The sequence below is a fragment of the Cellulosimicrobium sp. So1_17 genome (assembly GCF_055181235.1).
The window spans coordinates 1,827,350-1,845,352 of record NZ_CM143702.1 but is presented as its reverse complement, the minus strand read 5'-3'; the positions used below and the strand labels follow the sequence as shown (position 1 = coordinate 1,845,352).

At 75.2% G+C, this 18,003-nt stretch carries 18 protein-coding genes and 3 tRNA genes; 12 read left to right on the top strand and 9 right to left on the bottom strand.

The features are described 5' to 3' along the window. The first annotated feature begins 82 nt into the window (after positions 1–82). The 6 genes from ACZCLJ_RS08250 (at position 83) to ACZCLJ_RS08225 (ending at position 1,715) form a co-directional block, all read left to right on the top strand. A tRNA-Tyr gene (locus tag ACZCLJ_RS08250) sits at positions 83–164 on the top strand. A gap of 141 nt (positions 165–305) precedes the next feature. Beyond that, positions 306–378: transfer RNA gene (locus ACZCLJ_RS08245), tRNA-Thr, on the top strand. 62 nt (positions 379–440) lie between these two features. After that, positions 441–517, top strand: a tRNA-Met gene (locus ACZCLJ_RS08240). A gap of 87 nt (positions 518–604) precedes the next feature. Continuing rightward, positions 605–775, top strand: coding sequence for a 50S ribosomal protein L33 (rpmG, locus tag ACZCLJ_RS08235; protein WP_021482899.1), 171 nt, complete (start codon positions 605–607; stop codon positions 773–775). 23 nt (positions 776–798) lie between these two features. Next, a complete protein-coding gene (locus ACZCLJ_RS08230; RefSeq protein WP_463106085.1) occupies positions 799–1,272 on the top strand; it encodes an FAS1-like dehydratase domain-containing protein in 474 nt (157 codons plus the stop codon). Then, positions 1,269–1,715, top strand: a complete 447-nt coding sequence (locus tag ACZCLJ_RS08225) for a MaoC family dehydratase (protein ID WP_463106084.1) — start codon at positions 1,269–1,271, stop codon at positions 1,713–1,715. Before ACZCLJ_RS08230 ends, ACZCLJ_RS08225 begins: the two co-directional genes overlap by 4 nt. A gap of 117 nt (positions 1,716–1,832) precedes the next feature. Here ACZCLJ_RS08225 and ACZCLJ_RS08220 read toward each other — a convergent pair whose 3' ends face one another. Both ACZCLJ_RS08220 and ACZCLJ_RS08215 read right to left on the bottom strand, forming a co-directional pair. Beyond that, positions 1,833–2,861 carry a hypothetical protein gene (locus ACZCLJ_RS08220; protein ID WP_463106083.1) on the bottom strand — a complete coding sequence of 343 codons (1,029 nt, stop codon included), beginning with the start codon at positions 2,859–2,861 and terminating at the stop codon, positions 1,833–1,835. Next, positions 2,858–3,523, bottom strand: coding sequence for a SigE family RNA polymerase sigma factor (locus ACZCLJ_RS08215; protein WP_463106082.1), 666 nt, complete (start codon positions 3,521–3,523; stop codon positions 2,858–2,860). The genes ACZCLJ_RS08220 and ACZCLJ_RS08215 overlap by 4 nt, the downstream gene beginning before the upstream one ends. A 162-nt stretch (positions 3,524–3,685) precedes the next feature. Between ACZCLJ_RS08215 and ACZCLJ_RS08210 the strand changes: the two genes are divergently transcribed. Further along, positions 3,686–5,206, top strand: coding sequence for a Tat pathway signal sequence domain protein (locus ACZCLJ_RS08210; RefSeq protein ID WP_463106081.1), 1,521 nt, complete (start codon positions 3,686–3,688; stop codon positions 5,204–5,206). Between the two features lie 30 nt (positions 5,207–5,236). Here the strand turns inward: ACZCLJ_RS08210 and ACZCLJ_RS08205 are convergent, their stop codons facing one another. Then, entirely contained in the window at positions 5,237–6,409 is a 1,173-nt protein-coding gene (locus ACZCLJ_RS08205; protein ID WP_463106080.1) for a LacI family DNA-binding transcriptional regulator, read from the bottom strand. A gap of 220 nt (positions 6,410–6,629) precedes the next feature. Between ACZCLJ_RS08205 and ACZCLJ_RS08200 the strand changes: the two genes are divergently transcribed. The 3 genes from ACZCLJ_RS08200 (at position 6,630) to ACZCLJ_RS08190 (ending at position 10,684) form a co-directional block, all read left to right on the top strand. Further along, positions 6,630–8,063: an MFS transporter gene (locus ACZCLJ_RS08200; protein ID WP_463106079.1), complete on the top strand. Its 1,434-nt coding sequence runs from the start codon at positions 6,630–6,632 to the stop codon at positions 8,061–8,063. Beyond that, positions 8,060–9,427, top strand: coding sequence for an MFS transporter (locus ACZCLJ_RS08195; RefSeq protein WP_463106078.1), 1,368 nt, complete (start codon positions 8,060–8,062; stop codon positions 9,425–9,427). Before ACZCLJ_RS08200 ends, ACZCLJ_RS08195 begins: the two co-directional genes overlap by 4 nt. Before the next feature lie 75 nt (positions 9,428–9,502). Further along, on the top strand, positions 9,503–10,684 hold the full coding sequence (locus tag ACZCLJ_RS08190) for a UDP-N-acetylmuramate dehydrogenase (protein ID WP_463106378.1): 1,182 nt from the start codon (positions 9,503–9,505) through the stop codon (positions 10,682–10,684). Positions 10,685–10,705: 21 nt separating this feature from the next. On the opposite strand, the gene ACZCLJ_RS08185 is transcribed toward ACZCLJ_RS08190, so the two are convergent. From ACZCLJ_RS08185 to ACZCLJ_RS08175, 3 genes are all read right to left on the bottom strand, one after another. After that, positions 10,706–11,635, bottom strand: coding sequence for a L,D-transpeptidase family protein (locus ACZCLJ_RS08185; RefSeq protein ID WP_463106077.1), 930 nt, complete (start codon positions 11,633–11,635; stop codon positions 10,706–10,708). Between the two features lie 234 nt (positions 11,636–11,869). Then, complete coding sequence (locus ACZCLJ_RS08180; protein WP_251153506.1) at positions 11,870–12,256, bottom strand: GntR family transcriptional regulator; 387 nt, start codon at positions 12,254–12,256, stop codon at positions 11,870–11,872. Beyond that, positions 12,249–13,064 (bottom strand): hypothetical protein, encoded by an 816-nt coding sequence (locus tag ACZCLJ_RS08175; protein ID WP_463106076.1) that lies wholly within the window; start codon positions 13,062–13,064, stop codon positions 12,249–12,251. The genes ACZCLJ_RS08180 and ACZCLJ_RS08175 overlap by 8 nt, the downstream gene beginning before the upstream one ends. A 125-nt stretch (positions 13,065–13,189) precedes the next feature. On the opposite strand from ACZCLJ_RS08175, the gene ACZCLJ_RS08170 reads away from it, so the two are divergent. Together ACZCLJ_RS08170 and ACZCLJ_RS08165 are read left to right on the top strand one after the other, a co-directional pair. After that, positions 13,190–14,617, top strand: a complete 1,428-nt coding sequence (locus tag ACZCLJ_RS08170; RefSeq protein ID WP_463106075.1) for a phosphotransferase — start codon at positions 13,190–13,192, stop codon at positions 14,615–14,617. Beyond that, entirely contained in the window at positions 14,614–15,027 is a 414-nt protein-coding gene (locus ACZCLJ_RS08165) for a hypothetical protein (RefSeq protein WP_463106074.1), read from the top strand. Before ACZCLJ_RS08170 ends, ACZCLJ_RS08165 begins: the two co-directional genes overlap by 4 nt. A 180-nt stretch (positions 15,028–15,207) precedes the next feature. Here the strand turns inward: ACZCLJ_RS08165 and ACZCLJ_RS08160 are convergent, their stop codons facing one another. Genes ACZCLJ_RS08160 through ACZCLJ_RS08150 form a run of 3 tightly spaced genes read right to left on the bottom strand, consistent with a single transcriptional unit; the run spans position 15,208 to position 18,001 of the window. After that, complete coding sequence (locus tag ACZCLJ_RS08160; RefSeq protein ID WP_463106073.1) at positions 15,208–15,900, bottom strand: response regulator transcription factor; 693 nt, start codon at positions 15,898–15,900, stop codon at positions 15,208–15,210. Further along, positions 15,897–17,675, bottom strand: coding sequence for a sensor histidine kinase (locus ACZCLJ_RS08155; RefSeq protein ID WP_463106072.1), 1,779 nt, complete (start codon positions 17,673–17,675; stop codon positions 15,897–15,899). The genes ACZCLJ_RS08160 and ACZCLJ_RS08155 overlap by 4 nt, the downstream gene beginning before the upstream one ends. Then, positions 17,675–18,001, bottom strand: a complete 327-nt coding sequence (locus tag ACZCLJ_RS08150) for a hypothetical protein (RefSeq protein WP_463106071.1) — start codon at positions 17,999–18,001, stop codon at positions 17,675–17,677. The genes ACZCLJ_RS08155 and ACZCLJ_RS08150 overlap by 1 nt, the downstream gene beginning before the upstream one ends. Positions 18,002–18,003 lie beyond the last annotated feature (2 nt).

The window sequence follows — 18,003 nt, the reverse complement described above, 5'->3', positions numbered from 1 at the left end:
CGGACGGGCTGTATCGTTGGCTCGCCGCCATGGCCACCCCGCAGGACGTTGCACGGGTCGGTCGTGCGCGACAGCTCCACACGGCAGGTTGCCCGAGCGGCCAAAGGGATCTGACTGTAAATCAGACGGCTCAGCCTTCGGGGGTTCGAATCCCTCACCTGCCACCGGAGCGACGGGGCGTCACCTCACGGTGGCGCCCCGTCGTGGTTCGTCACCGGTGTGCCGGCCGAGCCAAGGCGGGCCCGGACTGGCGGAATCCCGCCGATTTCGTACCCGGCCCGGTTGCGTGTAGAGTTTTCCGCGCTGCCCCGATAGCTCAGTCGGCAGAGCGTCTCCATGGTAAGGAGAAGGTCAAGGGTTCGATTCCCTTTCGGGGCTCTGTGGTGACGCGGGGTCGTCTTGCTGGAATACTGCGAGACGACCTCGCGTTCGCCTCATGCGGCGGGGTAGCTCAGATGGTTAGAGCGCACGACTCATAATCGTGAGGTCGCGGGTTCGATCCCCGCCTCCGCTACCACTTTCGACAATCTCCGTACGGCGGCCGGCGTCGTGCGGCCTGCACAGCACAAGCGCCCTCCGGAGGCGCGAGAGGTGGCTCACTACCGTGGCAAGCAAGAGCGCTGACGTTCGCCCCAAGATCACGCTGGCCTGCGTGGACTGCAAGGAGCGCAACTACATCACCAAGAAGAACCGTCGTAACGACCCGGACCGCCTGGAGCTCGCGAAGTTCTGCCCGCGTTGCGGCAAGCACACCGCGCACCGCGAGACCCGCTGACCCAGCGGTCCGGCACCCGACCCGTGGCGATCAACGCAGACTTCGCCGGTCGCGAGTACCCGGCGAACGCCCCGTACTCCGTCGGCCGGGAGAAGCTCCGCGAGTTCGCCGCGGCGGTCGGTTCCCTGCACCCCGTGCACCACGACCTCGTGGCGGCGCGGGGTGCCGGCTATCCGGACCTCGTCGCACCGCCCACGTTCGCGGTCGTCGTCGCGCAGCGCGCCGAGGCGCAGCTCATCGAGGACCCCGAGGCGGGCATCGACTTCTCGCGCGTCGTCCACGCGGACGAGCGCTTCACGCACCACCGGCCGATCGTCGCGGGCGACGAGCTCGTGACCGTGCTGCACGTGGACTCGATCGTCGAGCGGGCCGGCCTCGCGATGGTCACCACGCGCTGCGAGATCCTGGCGGAGTCGCCGGGCGACGACGACGCGCCCGTCCGGACACCGGTCGCGACGGTCCGCTCCACCCTCGCCGTCCGCGGGGAGGATGCATGAGCACCGAGCCTGCCGACGCGGCCGGCCGCCCCGTCCTCGCGGACCTCTCGGTCGGCGACGTCGTCGGGACCCGCACGGTCGAGGTCGACCGCGCCCGCCTCGTCCGCTACGCGGGCGCGAGCGGCGACTTCAACCCGATCCACTGGAACGACGCGTTCGCGGCCGAGGTCGGCCTGCCGGGCGTCATCGCGCACGGCATGTTCACCATGGGCGCGGCCGTCGCGCTCGTCGAGGACTGGGCGGGCGGCCCCGGCGCGGTCGTCGACTACCAGGCGCGCTTCACACGCCCCGTGCCCGTCCCGAACCCGGGCGTCGCGACGCTCGAGGTCACCGGCACCGTCGGCGCCGTCGACGCCGAGGCCGGAACCGTGCGCGTCGACCTCACGGTGATGTTCGAGGGCGCGCGCGTGCTCGGCAAGAGCCAGGCGGTCGTCCGGCTCTGACGTGGGCCCGCCGGCAGCGCCTCGGGCGAGACCCGGCCGGGCATCGCCCGCTCACCACGCTCGACGGCGCCGCACCTGTCCGGGTGCGGCGCCGTCGTCGTTCCTGGGTGGAGAGGGTCAGCAGACCTCCCACGAGACGCAGCCGCTGTCCTCCAGGCTCGGTTCCTTGGGCAGCGTGTCGGCGGGGCCCTCCTCGAGGTACGTGTCCCGCGAGGTGAGCACGACCTCTCCGGAGTCCTCGGGCCGCCCTGACGTGACCGCTCCCGAGACCTCGAGGAGACGGTGCTCGACGGGGTCGTACACGTACCGGGTGAGCGTGGTCTGGACCGGCTCGGTCCCCTCGCCGTCGGCGGTGACCACCGACTCCAGGCCCACGCCGACGCGTCCGCGCGAGTCTCGGACCTCGCCGAGGGTGGTGACCGTGGGCTGGTTCGTCATCACCGTCCACAGCGCGTCCCGCACGGCAGGTGGCGCCGGGGTGCGCCCGATGATGGTGCGGGCCATCTGCAGCACCGCGTCCTCGCTCGCGTCCTCCCCCTGGAAGAGGGCGACGTTGTCGCGCAGGACGGTCTCGAGCCCTGCGGGGTCGACGGGGAGGGCGTAGAAGACGTCCCACCCCATGTCGACCCGCTCACCGGCCAGGAGAAATTCCTGCCCCCAGGAATGCAGGCCGATCCCGATGGCGGACTCGAGGTCGCCGTCGTTCATCATCAGCCCTGGCCGGTCGTTGCCGAACCACTCGTCGACGACGTCGACGCGCTCGTCCCCGTTGCTCTCGACCTCGTGGATCTCGCGGCGCACGTGCCAGTACGGCGCGTCGGGCCAGCCGGGGTCGGTCGCCGTCGGGGTCTCCTCGTCGGGAGCTACGGGAGCTACGGGAGCTACGGGCGCCACGGTCGCCGGGCGGACGTCGGTCGTCCGGTCGACCGCCCACGGCTGCGTCGTCCAGCCCACGCCGACCGCGACGCCGACCGACACGACGGCGGTCGCGCCGAGGACGGACGTGACGACCCGGCGTCTTCGCACGCGCCGTGCGGCCGGGACGACGCGCGACGTGTCGACGTCGATCGTGGGCGCGGCGGCGTCGAGCCGGTCGCGCAGGGTGCGGGCGAAGTCCTCGTCGGGGCGGGGCAGGGTGGCGTTCATGAAGGGCTCCCCTCGGTGGGGTCGACGAGCGGTGACGGTGACTGGCGACGGCCGGTGGCCTGTGCCCCGGTGGGCGTCCGGTGGGCGTCCGCGGCGTCCGCCGCGGAGAGCACCGACCGGAGCTGCGCGAGCCCGCGCGACGCCGTCGACTTCACGGTGCCGACGGAGACGCCGAGGTCGTCCGCGACCTCCCGCTCCGTCATCCCGACGAGGTGGCGCAGCACGACCACCCGGCGCTGGCGGAGCGTGAGGGTCGCGAGCGCGCGGACGAGCCGGTCGCGCTCGGCGTGCGTCTCGGCGGACGCCGGTCCGGCCGGGTGCTCGGGCACGTCGGGAGGAGCGACGAGGACCTCGCGCCGCCGTCGCCTCCACTGGTCGATGCGGGAGGTCGCGAGCGCCTGCCGGGCGTAGGCGTACGGGTCGCGCTCGCGCGCCGTCGTCCAGCGCAGGTAGGTCTTGGTCAGCGCCTGCTGGACGAGCTCGTCCGCGAGGTGCGCGTCCCCGCACAGGAGCCACGCGGTCCGCGCGAGGCGGGGTGCGGCGGCGCCCATGAAGTCGGCGAACTCCTGCTCGCGGTCCGTCGCCACCCGGACGAGGGTGATCTGGTCGGGTGGCCCGTCGTCGGGCGCGTGGTCGTCCTCCGAGAGGGCGAGAGCGTTCACGGTCATGACTGTGACACGTGCGAGACCTCCGGAAGGTTGAGTCCCGCTCACGCGGGGACTCCGACGACGCGCGGCGCGCCGGACACCGTGGACCCTTCCCAAGGTGGGAACGCTCCCACTACCGTAGGTGAGCACGGTTCGCCGACGTCGAAGGAGACGCTCATGACCCTGCCCGACCCTCACGACCCTGCCCCCGTCGACCGGCGTCCCGGTCCCGGTCGCGCGCTCGACCGTCGCGCGTTTCTCGCGCTCTCCGGTGCCGGAGCGGCGGCACTGACCACCCTGCTGGCCGCACCGGCGTCGGCGACGACCGCCGCCACGCCCGTCCTGCCGACGGGCGGTGGGCACGGGGGCTCCCACGGCGGCGACCAGCGCGGGTCCGTCCGTCGCGCGCAGGGCTTCCTCGACGTCATGACGGACGCCTACCCCGAGCAGAACCCCGGGCCGCGCCTCGCGCAGTCGTACGCGGACCAGCTCGGGCTGTTCTCGACGGCGTTCGTCTACGACAACGCGCTCGCGATCTGTGCGTCGCTCACCGCCGGCCGCGACCACCTCGACCGCGCCCGCGCGCTCGGCGACGGCTTCCTCTTCGCGCAGGAGAACGACCCGGCGCACGACGACGGCCGCCTGCGCCAGGCGTACAACGTCGGCCCGTACGTGTTCTACGACGGCACGCCGCAGGAGCACGGCCTGGTGCTACCCGACGGGACGGCGAACATCGGCTGGCAGTTCGGGTTCCTCGGCACCGCGGTCGGCGACATGGCCTGGCCCGGGATCGCGCTGCTCCACCTGCACGCCGCGACGCGCGACCGCCGCTACCTGCGCGGCGCGCTCCGGATCGCGGAGTGGATCGTCGCGAACACGTGGTCGACGCAGCCGCTCGGCGGGTTCTCGTTCGGTGTCGACGCCGCGAACGCACCGGTCCCGAACGGCTCGACGGAGCACAACGTCGACTGCGTCGCGTTCTTCCGCCAGCTGGCCGCCGCGACCCGGGACCGGCGCTGGACCCGCGCGAGCGAGCACGCGCGCGCGTTCGTCGACCGCATGTGGGAGCCCGACGGCGGCTACCTGTACACCGGCACGAACGACGGCACCGAGATCAACCGCGACCCGCTCCCGCTCGACCCGCAGACCTGGGGCTGGCTCGCACTGCGCGACCGCCGCTACGCACGGGCTCTCGACTGGGCGGCGGACGCCCTCGCGGCGCGCGACGTGGCGGGCGACGGCGTCTCCCAGCTCCCGGCGGGCGTGACGGTCGAGGGCGTCACGTTCTCGAGCGCGAGCCTCACGTCGACGGCGTCGTACAACGGGCTGCCCGTGCACCCGCAGGGCGTGTGGCTCGAGGGCACCGCCCAGCTCGCGGCGGCGCTCGCGGACCGTGACGACAAGAGCGGGCGAGGCCGCGACAAGAGCAAGGACGACAAGGGGAGAGGCGGGAAGCGCGACCGCGACCGGGCGGCCCACCTGCTGCGCGAGGTGCGGGTCGCTCAGGACTCCGTGGGCGCGGGTCAGACGGTCGGCGGGGCGGCGCTGCCCGAGCGGTCGGGCGTCGTCGCGGCGTCGAGCCTCCTCGACACCGGGTTCGGCTTCGGCTACTTCCAGGTCCAGCACGTCGGTGCGACGTCCTGGTACCTCATGGCCGCGGCGGGGGCGAACCCGCTCCAGGTGGGCGGGCTGCGCTGACCTGACGCTCCGGGCCCGCGCCGTCCGTCGTCAGGCGACCGGTGCGGGCCCGGTCGTCGTCCCGACGACGAGCTCGACGTCGAGCACGACCGTCCGGGGCTCCTCGCCCGCCAGCAGGCCGATGACGGCGTGGCCGAGCTCCGCGCCCTTGCGCGCGAGGGGCTGGTCGACGCTCGTCAGGACGTCCGGGGCGAGCCACGGCAGGTCGAGACCGTCGAACCCGGCGACCGACACGTCGTCGGGCACGCGCAGGCCCAGCTCGCGCGCCCCGAGCAGCGCGCCCGCGGCGAGCAGGTCGGAGTGGGCGATGACGGCGGTCGGTCGGGTCGCGGGGTCGAGCGGCACGACGGCGTCGTCGTCCCCGCGTCGGCCGAGCAGCGCGATCGCGGCCGAGCGGCCGTGCTCGACGAGCGACGCCTCCGTCTCCCAGCTCGCGACGGGCTCGACGACGTCGCGCACCCCGGCGAGGCGGTTCGCGGTCGGGGTCCGGTCGACCCGGGCGAGCCGCGCGGCGTCGATCGGCCCGCTCCGGTCGGAGGTGTCCAGGGGGAGCGAGACCTCGGCGATCCGGGTGTGGCCGAGGTCGACGAGGTGGCGGACGACGTCGGCCGTGCCCCGGCGGTCGGCGATCCCCACGAGCGGCGAGCCCTCGACCTCGCGCCCCTCGCCGATGACGACCGGCACCCCGCGTCGACGCAGCGCGGTGAGCGTCGCGTCCTCGGCGCCGACGCCCCAGACCAGCACCGCGACGTCCATCGCTGCGCTCTCGACGAGGGGATCGACGGCGTGCGCCGGGTCGTCGGACGGGATGCCGGGGATGAGGAGGACGCCGAGACCGTTCTCGCCGAGCGTGGACACGAGCCCGTCGAGGACCTGGACGGCGACGGGGTCGCGGAAGGCGCGGCGCAGCTGGTCGCCCACGACCACCCCGACGACGCCCGACCGCCCGGACCGCAGCTGCCGCCCGAGCGGGTTGGGCCCCGTGTAGCCGAGCTCCTCGGCGGCGGCGTGGACGCGCGCCCGCGTCTCGGGCGTGATGGGGCCTGCTCCGGAGAACGCGAGGGACGCCGTCGAGACGGACACGCCGGCGAGCTCGGCGACCTTGGCGAGCGTCGGGCGCGGCCGGGCCGCCGGGGCCGGGCCGTCCCCGCGGTCGGGCTTGTCCCCGGCGGTACCGCCGGTCGTGCCGCGGGTGCCGCTCATCACGCTCCTGCCTGCCCGTCCCTGCTCGTCCGCCCTGGTCCGGACGGGATGTCGATTGACGCGCGGCCAGCGTACCCGCACACTGGTGACCATGCCTCGAATCGATTCGAAGCGCACTGTCCTCCGTCGGATCGAATCGATTCGAGGGAGTGCTGCGCACACGCCCTCCCTGTCCCGCGCCCGCTGGGCCCTCCTCGGCATCTTCGCCCTCAACGGCGTCATGATGTCGAGCTGGCTCGCGCGCATCCCCTCGGTGCGCGACGCGCTCTCGCTGTCACCCGCCGACCTCGGCGTCGTGCTGCTCGCCGGCGCCGTCGGGGCGCTCGCGACCGTCACCGCCGCCGGACCGTTCGTCACCCGCTTCGGCGGCCGGATCGCGTTCGCCGTCTCCGCGGTCCTGTTCGGCGGCGCGTTCCTGCTGCTCGGCCTCGGTCCGGCCACCGGCTCCGTCGCGCTCCTCGCCGCGGGCATCTTCCTCAACGGCATGGCGTTCGCGCTCGGCAACGTGCCCATGAACGTCGAGAGCGCCGGGATCGAGCGGCGCATGGGGCGGACGGTCCTCCCGCAGTTCCACGCGGCGTTCTCCGTCGGCGCCGTGATCGGCTCGTTGATCGGCGCCGCGTGCGCGCACGGCGAGGTGCCGGTCCTCGTGCAGTTCACGGTCACCGGCGCGGTGGCCCTCGTGTGGCGGCTCGCCGCGATCCCCGCGACCGTGCACGACACGGCCGTCGTCCGTCGGTCGCGCCGCGCTGGGGCCGCGTCGGAGCACGCGTCCGCTGCCCTCGAGTCGCTCGGCGACGCCGTCGTCGACGTCGAGACCGCCGGACTGCGCTCTCGCCCGGCGCGCCGCGGCGCCCGTCGTGGCGCGCGCATCGGCGCGGCGCTCGGCGCCTGGCGCGAGCCGCGCACGTTGCTCATCGGCCTCGTCATCCTGTCCGCCGCGCTCTCCGAGGGGTCGGCGAACGACTGGCTGTCGCTCGCCGTCGTCGACGGGTTCGCGCAGACCGAGGCCGTCGGCGCGGTGGTGTTCGGCACGTTCGTCGCGGCGATGACCGTCATGCGCCTCCTGGGCACGCGGCTCATCGACCGGTTCGGCCGGGTGACGGTGCTGCGCGCCTCGGGCGTCACGTCGATCGTCGGGCTCGTCCTCTTCGGGTTCGCACCGACGCTCACGCTCGCCGGCGTCGGCGTCGTCCTGTGGGGCTTCGGCGCCGCGCTCGCGGTGCCCGTCGGCATCGCGGCGGCCTCGGATGAGCCGTTCCGTGCCGCAGGGCGCGTGTCCGTCGTGTCGGCGTTCTCGTCCATGGCGTCGCTCGCCGCGCCGCCGCTCCTCGGCCTCGCCGCCGAGGCGATGGGCGCACGGCACGCGCTCGTCCTCATCGTCGGCGCGATGGTCCTCAGCGTCCTCCTCGCGCGTCAGGTGGCGCCGCTGCGCACGCCCGCGGCGCTCGCCGCCCGCCAGGCGGGGGAGGATGGGACGGTGGACGACGCCGCCCCCACCCCGGACCCGGCACCCGCACCGCACCCGCCGGCGCTCGACGCGACGCCGCACGACGTCCGCCACGCGCGCGTCCGCCGTCGCGGCGACGTCCGGCACGGGCGCCGTCGTCCCCACCGCACCTCCCCCCACCGCCGCGAGGAGACCTCCGCATGACCGCCCCGTCCCTGCCCGCGCCCGCACGCGCCGTCGCGCTCGCCGCGTGGGCCGTCTTCGCGGTGTTCTTCCTCAACGGCTTCAACTTCGCGACCTGGGCGTCGCGGCTGCCCGCCGTGCGCGACGAGCTCGGGTTCGCCGAGTCCCAGATGGGTCTGCTGCTGCTCTTCATGGCCGTCGGTTCCCTGCTCGCGCTCCCGCTGTCCGGGCTCGTGGTGCAGCGCCTCGGTGCGGCGCGCGCGGTCATCATCTTCGCGACCATCAACACCGCCGGTCTCGTGACGACCGCGTTCGCCGTCTCCGAGGGCGCGGACTGGGTCGTGCGCGTCGGGCTGTTCGTCACCGGCGTCGGGACCGGCGTCTGGGACGCCGCGATGAACCTCGAGGGCGCCGCCGTCGAGCAGCGCCTGGGTCGCGCGATCATGCCGCGATTCCACGCCGGGTTCTCGTTCGGCACGATGGCGGGAGCGGGCCTGGGTGCCGTGGCAGCGGCCACGCACGTGCCCGTGCAGTGGCACCTGGCCGTGGCCGTGGCCGTGAGCCTGGTCGCCGTCCTGTGGTGCGTGCGGCTCTTCCTCCCGGCCGGGAAGCCGGACGGCGGCGGGTCCCGGCTCGCGGACGACTCCAGCGGGGCGGACCCCGCCACCGCGGTCTCCGTCCACGGTCCCGGCGACGACCGGTCGCGTGGCGCCCGCTCTGCGCTCTCGGCCTGGACCGAGCCGCGCACGCTGCTCATCGGTCTCGTCGTCCTCGCCGCGGCGCTCACCGAGGGCGCGGCCAACGACTGGGTGAGCCTCGCGGTGGTCGACGGGTTCGGCACGGACAACGCCATGGGCGCCGTGGGGCTCGCCGTGTTCCTCACCGCGATGACGGGGATGCGACTGCTCGGGACGGGCCTGCTCGACCGTTACGGGCGGGTCGCCGTCCTGCGCGGGTCCGCCGGGCTCGCGCTGGCCGGGTTGCTGCTCTTCGGCCTCGCCCCGAGCCTGTGGCTCGCGCTCGTCGGCGTCGTCCTGTGGGGCATGGGTGCGGCGCTCGGGTTCCCCGTCGGGATGAGCGCGGCCTCGGACGACCCGCAGCGCGCCGCGGTGCGCGTGAGCGTCGTCGCGACCATCGGCTACTCGGCCTTCTTCATGGGCCCGCCGCTCATCGGGTTCCTCGCGCACGAGGTCGGGTACCGGTCGGCGCTGCTCGTCATCGCGATCCCGGTCGTCGTCGGGCTCCTCGTCGTCGGTGCGGCGCGGCCGCTCCCGACGGCGGCCGGCTCGGCGGGCTCGGCGGGCGCGGCGGGCGGCCGGTCCGTCGAGGACGGCGACCTCCCCGGTGCGAAGGATCGACCGTCGACCGTCGAGCGCCCCAACTAGGCTGTCCGGGTGACCTGCGAACCTGCCGCACCGCGCGTCGTCGACCCCGCGACCGCCACCTCGACCGAGCCGGGCCTGCGTCCCGACTCCGTCGGTGACCCGACGCTCGCCGAGCTGACGACGCTGCGCGTCGGCGGACCCGCCGACCGCTACGTCGAGGTGCACGACGAGGCCGAGCTGATCGCCACCGTGCGCGCCGCCGACGACGCGGGCGAGCCGCTGCTCGTGCTCGGTGGCGGCTCGAACCTGCTCGTCGCGGACGAGGGGTTCGGGGGCGTCGTCGTGCGCGACCTGCGGCAGGGCGTGACGGTCGACGCGCAGGACTCGTGCGGCGGCGCGAGCTTCTCGGCCCCCGCCGGCCAGGACTGGGACGCGCTCGTGGCGCGCGCCGTCGCGGAGGAGTGGGTCGGCGTCGAGGCGCTGTCGGGCATCCCCGGCACGGTCGGCGCGGCGCCGGTCCAGAACATCGGGGCCTACGGCCAGGAGGTCGCGGGCGTCGTCTCGACCGTGCGCGTGTGGGACCGCGCGCGCGGCCGCGTGCGCACGCTCGCGCTCGGCGAGCTGGGCTTCGGGTACCGCACATCGGTGCTCAAGCGGTCGATGCACGTCGCGGCGGCAGCCGATGCCGCTGCCGACGGAGAGGTGTCCGGTCCCTGGTACCCGTCACCGCGCTGGGTGGTCCTGGAGGTCGGTTTCCAGACACGGCTCGGCTCGCTCTCCGCGCCCGTCGCGTACCCCGAGCTCGCGCGCCGGCTCGGCGTCGAGGTGGGGGAGCGGGCGCCGATGGCGGACGTGCGCGAGGCCGTCCTCGCGCTGCGCGCGGGCAAGGGCATGCTGCTCGACGGCGACGCCGCCGCTCCCGACCACGACCGCTGGAGCGCGGGCTCGTTCTTCACCAACCCCGTCGTGCCGGCCGACCAGGCGGGCCTGCTGCCGGCCGAGGCGCCCCGCTACCCGGTGCGCTCCGCGACCCCGAGCCGGACCACCGGCCCGAGCCTCGGTGAGATCGACCCGACGCTCGTCAAGACCTCCGCCGCGTGGCTCATCGAGCACGCGGGCTTCGGCAAGGGCTTCGGCGTGCACGGAGCGTCGAGCCCCGCGACGCTCTCGACCCGGCACACGCTCGCGCTGACGAACCGCGGCGGCGCGAGCGCCGCCGACGTCCTCGAGCTCGCGCGCGCGGTCCGGGACGGCGTGCTGGACGCGTTCGGGGTCGAGCTCGTCCCGGAGCCGGTCCTCGTCGGGGCCTCGCTGTAGGCGCTGCCCGCACGGGCAGGGTCAGTAGACGACGACGGTCGTCCCGGGCGGGGCACCCCACGTGTCCCAGATCCAGTTCATCGCGCTGTTCGCGACGCGGATGCACCCGTGCGACGCGGGCCACGGCGGGATCGAGCCCGAGCCGTGGACGGCGATGCCGCCCGTGAAGAACTTCGGGCGCCACATGCTGCCGAGTTCGAGGCTCGACTCGTAGTTCGCGTCGACCTGCCGGCCCACCTGGAACGTCCCGCGCGGCGTGCCGGCCCGGTAGGTCCGGCCCTTCGCCTCGAACTGCTCCCCGTTCCCCGACGACGCGTTGATCACCGTCACGACCCGCCCGTCCTCGACGGCGAGGAGGAGCTGGCGGTCGAGGTCGATCTCGATGACCTTGCCCGACCCGGTCTGGGGCTGCGGCCGCACGCCCTGGTCGAGCGCGGACTGCGTCGCGGGGCCGACGACACCGTCGCGCGATATGCCCGCCGCCTTCTGCAGCGCCCACACGGCCTGCTGGGTCCCGGGACCGAAGTCGCCGTCGGGCGCGCCGATGAAGTAGCCGAGCTCCGCGAGCCGGGCCTGGAGCGCGACGACCCGGTCGCCCTCCGCGCCGCGCTCGAGCTCGGCGGGCTCCGCGGGCGGCGGTGGTTCGGCGGCTGGCGGGGGAGTCGTCTCCTCCGGGGTCGGCGCCGGCTCGGGCTCCTGGGTGGGCTCGGGCTCGGGCGCGGGCTCCGGGGTCTCGGGGGTCGGCTCCTGCGTCGGGGTCTGGCTCGGGGACGGTTCGCCGGTGGGGTCGCTCGTCGGCTCCGGCGTCGTCTCCGCGGTGGCCGACGGCGTGCGCCCCGGCTCCATGTCCGGGAGCCCGGCCTGGCAGCCGGTGAGCACGAGCAGGGCGACGACCGCCGGCACGACGACGCGGAGCAACCCGGCCCGGTGTCCGCCCTTTCGTGCGGGCACAGCGTTCGCTCCTCGCGGCACGTCGTGCCCGGTCCGTCCCTGCTCCACGGCGGTCCCCCTCCGGTCTCCGCGCGTCGGCCGGCCCCGGCCCGCGCGGTGCGGACGACCATCATGCGTCGGACCACGCCCTCCGGGCCGCGACCCGGGCGGGTGAACCCAGGATCGTGATGATCTCGTGACGCGGTGGCCTCGACCCGGGGGTGCCGTGGCTCGTGCAGGCCCGCCGGTCAGGGCTCAGCTCTCGACCCGGTCCGGCTCGTGCCCGAGGGCGGCGAGGACGAGCGCGAGGACGGTCTCGTCGCTCAGCCCGGATGCGCGCGCGGTCGCCACGAGGTCGCGCGCCGCGCGGCGGGCGTCGACATCGGCGGGGGAGACCCCGTCGGACACCACGGTCCCGGCCCGGCGCCGGGTGGTCACCACGCCCGACTCCTCGAGCTCGCGGTAGGCGCGCGCGACGGTGCCGGGCGAGAGACCGAGGTCGGTCGCGAGCGCACGGATCGTGGGCAGGCGGTCGCCGGGGACGAGGCCGCCCGCCGCGACGTGCGCGACGACCTGGGCCCGGATCTGCTCGTAGGGCGCGACGCCGGACCCCAGGTCGATGCGGACCCGCAGCTCAGGCACCGGCGGGCGCTCCTTCGCGCGACGCGTGCCCGGTGACCGCGTCGGGGTCCGGGGCGGCGCGCACCAGCACGGCCAGCGAACCCAGCGCGAGCAGCATGGCCACGACGGCGAGGGCGACGGCGCCGGGGTAGCCGACCCGTGCCGCGGCCGTCCCGCCGTAGAAGAGCATGCCCGCGGCGGTCGCGGCGAGCGTGAGCTGGACACCCCGCAGGACCCGGTGGGCCGACAGGCGCCGCAGGCCGACGTCCCACGCGGCGCTGACCGTGGCCACGGCGGGCCGTCGCGCGACGAGGCGCAGGACGGCCTCGGACCCGGCGAGGAGGAGCACGGCGCCGAGCGCGAGCCAGACGCCGTAGAAGGCGCCCGGGTACGGGCCGGCGGTCGAGGTGACGTCGCCGGCGACCCGCGTGACCGACCGGCCGTCGTCCCCGGCGGTGAGCGCGCCCACGGCGGCGAGGACGAGGATCCCGGCCGCCAGCGCCCACGTGAGGCGGCGCAGGCCGGCGGGTGCCACGTCCGTCACGGTCCGCGGCCGGAGCGTGGCCGAGCGGACGGCGGCACTCTGCCGGGGCCACGTGCGCTCGCCGACCGCGTGCACGGCGAGGAAGGCAGCGCCGACGAGCGCAGGCGCCAGGCCGAGGAGCACGCCCTCGGCGAGCCCGTCGACGACGGACGTGGCCCGTGCCACGACCATCGCGGTGAGCACGCCCGCCGCGGCCGCGGACCCGGCGACGACCCCGGCATGGCGCCGCGCGGCGCTCCGGACCGGGTCGACGGTGACCGTTTGTGCCAGGGTTTGTATCGGCATGCTGCGACGATCCCACCGTCGTCGCGGAGTGTCAAGGAGCGGATCGACCGTCCGGCCGGATGAGAGCTCTCTCATCTGCGTCTCACAGGTGCCACACGCCGCCGGGGTGGGATGGTGCCGTGACCGTGACCTCCGACCCCGTGTCCGTCGACCAGCGCGCGTGGCTCGACCTGCTCACCACCCCGCAGGCCGCCGACCTGCTCGCGGCCGCCCTCGGGGCCGACGGCGCACGACTCGGGGCGTGGAGCGTCGACCGCGTGCACGCGCGTCCAGGTGCCGAGGTCACGGTGGGATACGACGTCGTCGCCCGGCGCGACGTGGCCGCGGCGCCGGGTGCGACGACCCGGGCCGTCGCCGAGTCGCCCGAGTACCTGCTCGCGACGACCGCTGATCTCCCGGACGACGCGGTCGGTCCGGGCGTGGTGCGTCTCGCGGACGGGCCGCGCGTCGTGCACGTGTGGCGGCACCCGGCCGACCCGCTGCTTCCCGGCCTGGCCGCCGCGTGCGACACCGCGGAGCTCGCCCGACGTCTGCGCGCCGCGGGGGAGCGCGTGGACGTCGAGTCCGTCGAGATCGTCGCGTACCGACCGCTGCGCCGCGCGGTCCTGCGGGCCCGCACCACTCGCGGTGCGGTCTACGTCAAGGTGGTGCGGCCCGACCGGGTCCGGTCGCTCGTGCGCCGGCACGCGCTGCTCGGCGGGCCTGACCGTCCGCGCGACGTCGTCGTGGCGCCCCGCTGCCTGACGTGGTCCGCCGACGGCGTCGTCGTGCTGGAGGAGGAGCGTGGGCGATCCCTCGCCCAGCACCTCGCCACGGCAGCGCCCGGTGGGCGCGCGACGGCGATCGACCCGCACGCGCTCCTGCGCGCCCTCGACGAGCTGCCCGCCGCCGCGACCACGCTCAGCCGGCGTCCGGCCTGGGCCGACCGCGTCGAGCGGTACGCCCGGACCGCCGCCGAGGTGCACGGTCTCGACCCCGCGCGCACGGGACGGGTCGCCCGGACGGTCGAGGCGGTCGGCACCCGCGGGCTCGGCCCGGTCGTCGCGACGCACGGCGACTTCCACGCCGCGAACATCCTCCTGGCCGACGGCGCCGCGGCGTCCGGTGAGGTCCGGGTCGGCGTCCTGCTCGACGTCGACACGCTGGGACCGGGCCATCGCGTGGACGACCTGGCGTGCGTCGTCGCGCACCTCGCCGTGCTGCCGTCGCTGTCCCCTGCGGACTACCAGGGTGTCGACGGGCTCGTCGACCGGTGCCTCCTCGCGTTCGACGCCGTGGTCGACCCGGCCGTGCTGCGGGCCCGTGCCGCGGGCGTCGTGCTGTCCCTCGCCTCCGGGGCCGCGACGCCTGAGCTCGCCGCGGCGTGGCTCCGCGTCGCGGAGGAGCTCGCCGAGGCGGCGCTCGCGACCGGGGCACGCGGGGGCACGGATGCCACGTTCTCTGAGAGCTCTCTCATCGACGGCTCCTCGCCGTCTCACGTCCCGCCGGAAGACTCAGGTCCAGACGCGGCCGAGAGGTCGCGCACACCACGACATGAAGGAGAAGGATCATGAAGGCTCGCAGCGCATGGATCGTCACGGGGGCTCTCGGGGCGGTCGGCCTCGGCGCGACCGTCGCCACCGCGCAGGGGGTCTTCGACGCTCCCGACGCGACCGTCGTCTCGCCCGCGGTCGAGGTGCAGGGGTCGACGCCGGCCGCGACGACCGCGACCAGCACACCGAGCCCGAGCGCGGTCCAGAACGGGTCGTCGGTCACGACGGTCACCGCGCAGTCGGCGCAGTCGGCGCAGACCGCGCAGACGGCGCAGACGGCGCAGACATCGAACACGGCTCCGACGCCGAGCACCGCGCCGACCGCGAGCACGGCTCCCACGGCGGACACGGCGAGCACCGCGCCGACGCCGAGCACCGCGCCGACGGCCGACACGCCGGTCACGCCCCCGACGCCGCAGTCCGCCGGCTGACCGGCCCACGACCGCGGCCGGCCCCCGCACGACGACGCCCGTCCCACCGCACCGGGACGGGCGTCGTCGTCCCGGCACGAGCCGTGCGACGAGGGCACGACGCGTGCCACGAGCTCGGCGAACGGACGCCGACCACGACGCGCCGAGGGCACGTCGGGCGTGCCGGCGGCGTCGGGGTGCTCAGGAGCTGGTCGCGGACTGCGTCGCGCGCGGAGCGTCCGCGAGCCGGTAGCCCATGCCCCGCACGGTGACGAAGTGCTCGGCGCCGAGCTTGTTGCGCAGGTACCGCACGTACACGTCGACGACATTCGAGCCCGGGTCGAAGTCGTAGCCCCACACGCGCGACAGGAGCTGCTCGCGGCTGAGGACCTGCCCGGGGTTGCGCAGGAACGCCTCCGCGAGCGCGAACTCGCGCGCCGAGAGGTCCACCTCGCGCTCGGCGGTGCGCGCGCGGCGCGTGCGCAGGTCGAGGCTGAGCGACCCGTGGCTGAGGACCGTCACCTCGCCCGCGGGCTCGGTGCGCAGGCGCAGCCGGATGCGCGCGAGGAGCTCCTCGAAGCGGAAGGGCTTGGACATGTAGTCGTCGGCTCCGCCCTCCAGCCCCGCGACCGTGTCGTTCACGCCCGTCCGCGCGGTGAGGATGATGACCGGGATGGCGTTCCCGGTCTCGCGCAGGCGGCGCAGCACCGTGAAGCCGTCCTGGTCCGGCAGGCCCAGGTCGAGCACGAGCAGCGCGAAGTCGCCGGTGCTCGCGAGGTCGAACGCCTCGCGACCGGTCGCGACGGTCGTGCTCGCGTAGCCCGCGGAGCGCAGGCCCTTTGCGACGAACGACGCGATACGGGTCTCGTCCTCGGCCACGAGGATCTGGCTCACGGCGTGGTCCTTCCGTCGGTGCGCGCGGGTGCGCCGGTGTCGGTCTCGGTGCCGGGCAGGAGCGGCGTCCGGGCCGTCGGCACGGTGGGTGCCGTCGTGGTCGTCGGGCCGGCCGGTGCGGAGGGCACGGCCGGGACGGCACGGTGCGGTGCGGGGACCGCGGGAGACGCCGGGCCGGCGCTCCCGCCCGTCGCCGTGTGCGTCGTCGTGACCTCCCTCGGTCTGGGCACCGGGAGGTCGAGGGAGAAGGTCGAGCCGACGCCCGGGGTGGACGCGACGGCCGCGTGCCCGCCGTGCCCCTCGGCGATGGCGCTGACGATCGCGAGGCCGAGCCCGGCGCCCTCGGGGCGCTCGCGGCCCGCGGGAGACGGCGCCTGGGCGAACCGCTCGAAGATGCGACCTACCTGGTCGGGCGGGATGCCGACGCCCTCGTCCCGCACCCACAGCCGCAGGCGCGCCCCGTCGTCGGACACGGCGGACCCGATCGCGACCACCGACCCCGGTGCGGAGAACTTCACCGCGTTCGCCGCGAGCTGCATGAGGGCCTGGGTGATCCGCTGCCCGTCGACGGGAGCGACGACATCCGCGCGCGCGTCGACCAGCCAGCGCCGGTCGCCGAGGGTGCGGATCTTGTCGAGCACGTCGTCGGTGAGGCGCCCGACGTCCGTCTCGGCGGGGCGCACGAAGTCGGGACGGCCGACCGTCGCGAGGGTCACGAGGTCGTCGACGAGACGGTTCATGCGGTCGAGCTCGTCGAGCGTGAGGTCGCGCGTCTCGCGCGCGTCCTGCGGGTCGTGCGGGTCCATGAGCTCGAGGTGCCCGCGCACCACGGTGAGGGGGGTGCGCAGCTCGTGACCGACGTCGTCGAGCAGCCGGCGCTGGGACTCGAACGACCCCTCGAGGCGGTCGAGCATGCCGTTGACCGTCCGCGACAGGTGCGAGAGGTCGTCGTTGCCGGTGACGGGGATGCGTGCGGTGAGGTCGGTGTCGCCGATGGCCTGGGCGGTGCGTGCCAGGACCCGGATCGGCTGCAGGAGCCTCCCGGCGACGACCCACCCGACGATCCCGGTGAGGACGAGCGCCCCGAGCGCGACGAGGGCGTAGGTGCCGAACACGCGGGTCAGCTCGGCGTGCTCGGCCGTGCGGTCGTAGGCGAGCACGAGGGCGGCGGGCTCGGCGGCGGCCCCGGTGGCGTCGGCCGTCCCGGTCGTGCCGGCCACCGCGACGGGAGCGACGAGCACGCGGTAGTCCGCCGTGGCGGTCGTGATCGAGCGCAGCACGTTCATCTCGCCGTCGATGAACGGCGCGACGGCCGCGAGGAGCTCGGCGTCGTCCTCGAGGTGCACCTGGACGTCCTGCTGCGAGACGAGCGGCGCCCGCCCGGCCCGCAGCCCGATGATGCCCTCGTTGCGTGCGGGGACCACGAGCTGGATCGCGGCGACGACCACGTCCTCGGACGACGTGAACGGCTCGCCCGTCACGGGGTTCACGCCGGAGGCGCCGAGGGTCGTCAGCTCGACCGCGCTCCGCCGCAGGCTCTCGTCGGTGCGCGCGTCGACCTGCCCGCGCTGCAGCAGCCACGCGGCCCCACCGGCGACGACGAGGGCGAGCGCGGACAGCGCGAGGAACGCCGCGAGCATCCGCGTGCGCACGGTGAGCCCGAAACGGTGCCGGTCGCTCGCCCGGTGCCCGTCGTCGCCGTGCGTGGCGTCAGGTCCAGGTGACGTGGTGGTCTCCGCCGTCGTCGCGCCACCGGACGGAGGGCGTCGCGACATCAGTCGTCCCCGTCGTCGTCGTCGTCATCCCCGTCGTCGTCCCCGTCGTCATCGTCGTCGTCGTCCGTCGACGGCGGCGCGGGGGCCACGGGGGCGACGTCGCCGCCGGACGTCGGCGGCTCCGACGCCGGCGGCGTGGTCCCCGTGGGGACCGGGGTGGGGTCCGTGGGCTCGGGGGACGTGGTCGGGGCAGGGGAGGGCGTCACGACGACGGCTCGGCCCACCTCCCGGTCGTCCGGTCGGGAGGAGAGCGCCGCGGCGGTGGCACCCCCGGCGAGCACGAGCAGCAGGGCACCGACGATCCAGGTGACGGTCCGGCGTGTCATGC

Coding starts and splice junctions, on each gene's coding strand:
- ACZCLJ_RS08150 (WP_463106071.1), bottom strand. CDS start 18,001: ATGACACGCCGGACCGTCACCTGGATCGTCGGTGCCCTGCTGCTCGTG.
- ACZCLJ_RS08205 (WP_463106080.1), bottom strand. CDS start 6,409: ATGAGCGGCACCCGCGGCACGACCGGCGGTACCGCCGGGGACAAGCCC.
- ACZCLJ_RS08200 (WP_463106079.1), top strand. CDS start 6,630: ATGATGTCGAGCTGGCTCGCGCGCATCCCCTCGGTGCGCGACGCGCTC.
- ACZCLJ_RS08210 (WP_463106081.1), top strand. CDS start 3,686: ATGACCCTGCCCGACCCTCACGACCCTGCCCCCGTCGACCGGCGTCCC.
- ACZCLJ_RS08220 (WP_463106083.1), bottom strand. CDS start 2,861: ATGAACGCCACCCTGCCCCGCCCCGACGAGGACTTCGCCCGCACCCTG.
- ACZCLJ_RS08155 (WP_463106072.1), bottom strand. CDS start 17,675: ATGTCGCGACGCCCTCCGTCCGGTGGCGCGACGACGGCGGAGACCACC.
- ACZCLJ_RS08225 (WP_463106084.1), top strand. CDS start 1,269: ATGAGCACCGAGCCTGCCGACGCGGCCGGCCGCCCCGTCCTCGCGGAC.
- ACZCLJ_RS08165 (WP_463106074.1), top strand. CDS start 14,614: ATGAAGGCTCGCAGCGCATGGATCGTCACGGGGGCTCTCGGGGCGGTC.
- ACZCLJ_RS08195 (WP_463106078.1), top strand. CDS start 8,060: ATGACCGCCCCGTCCCTGCCCGCGCCCGCACGCGCCGTCGCGCTCGCC.
- ACZCLJ_RS08175 (WP_463106076.1), bottom strand. CDS start 13,064: ATGCCGATACAAACCCTGGCACAAACGGTCACCGTCGACCCGGTCCGG.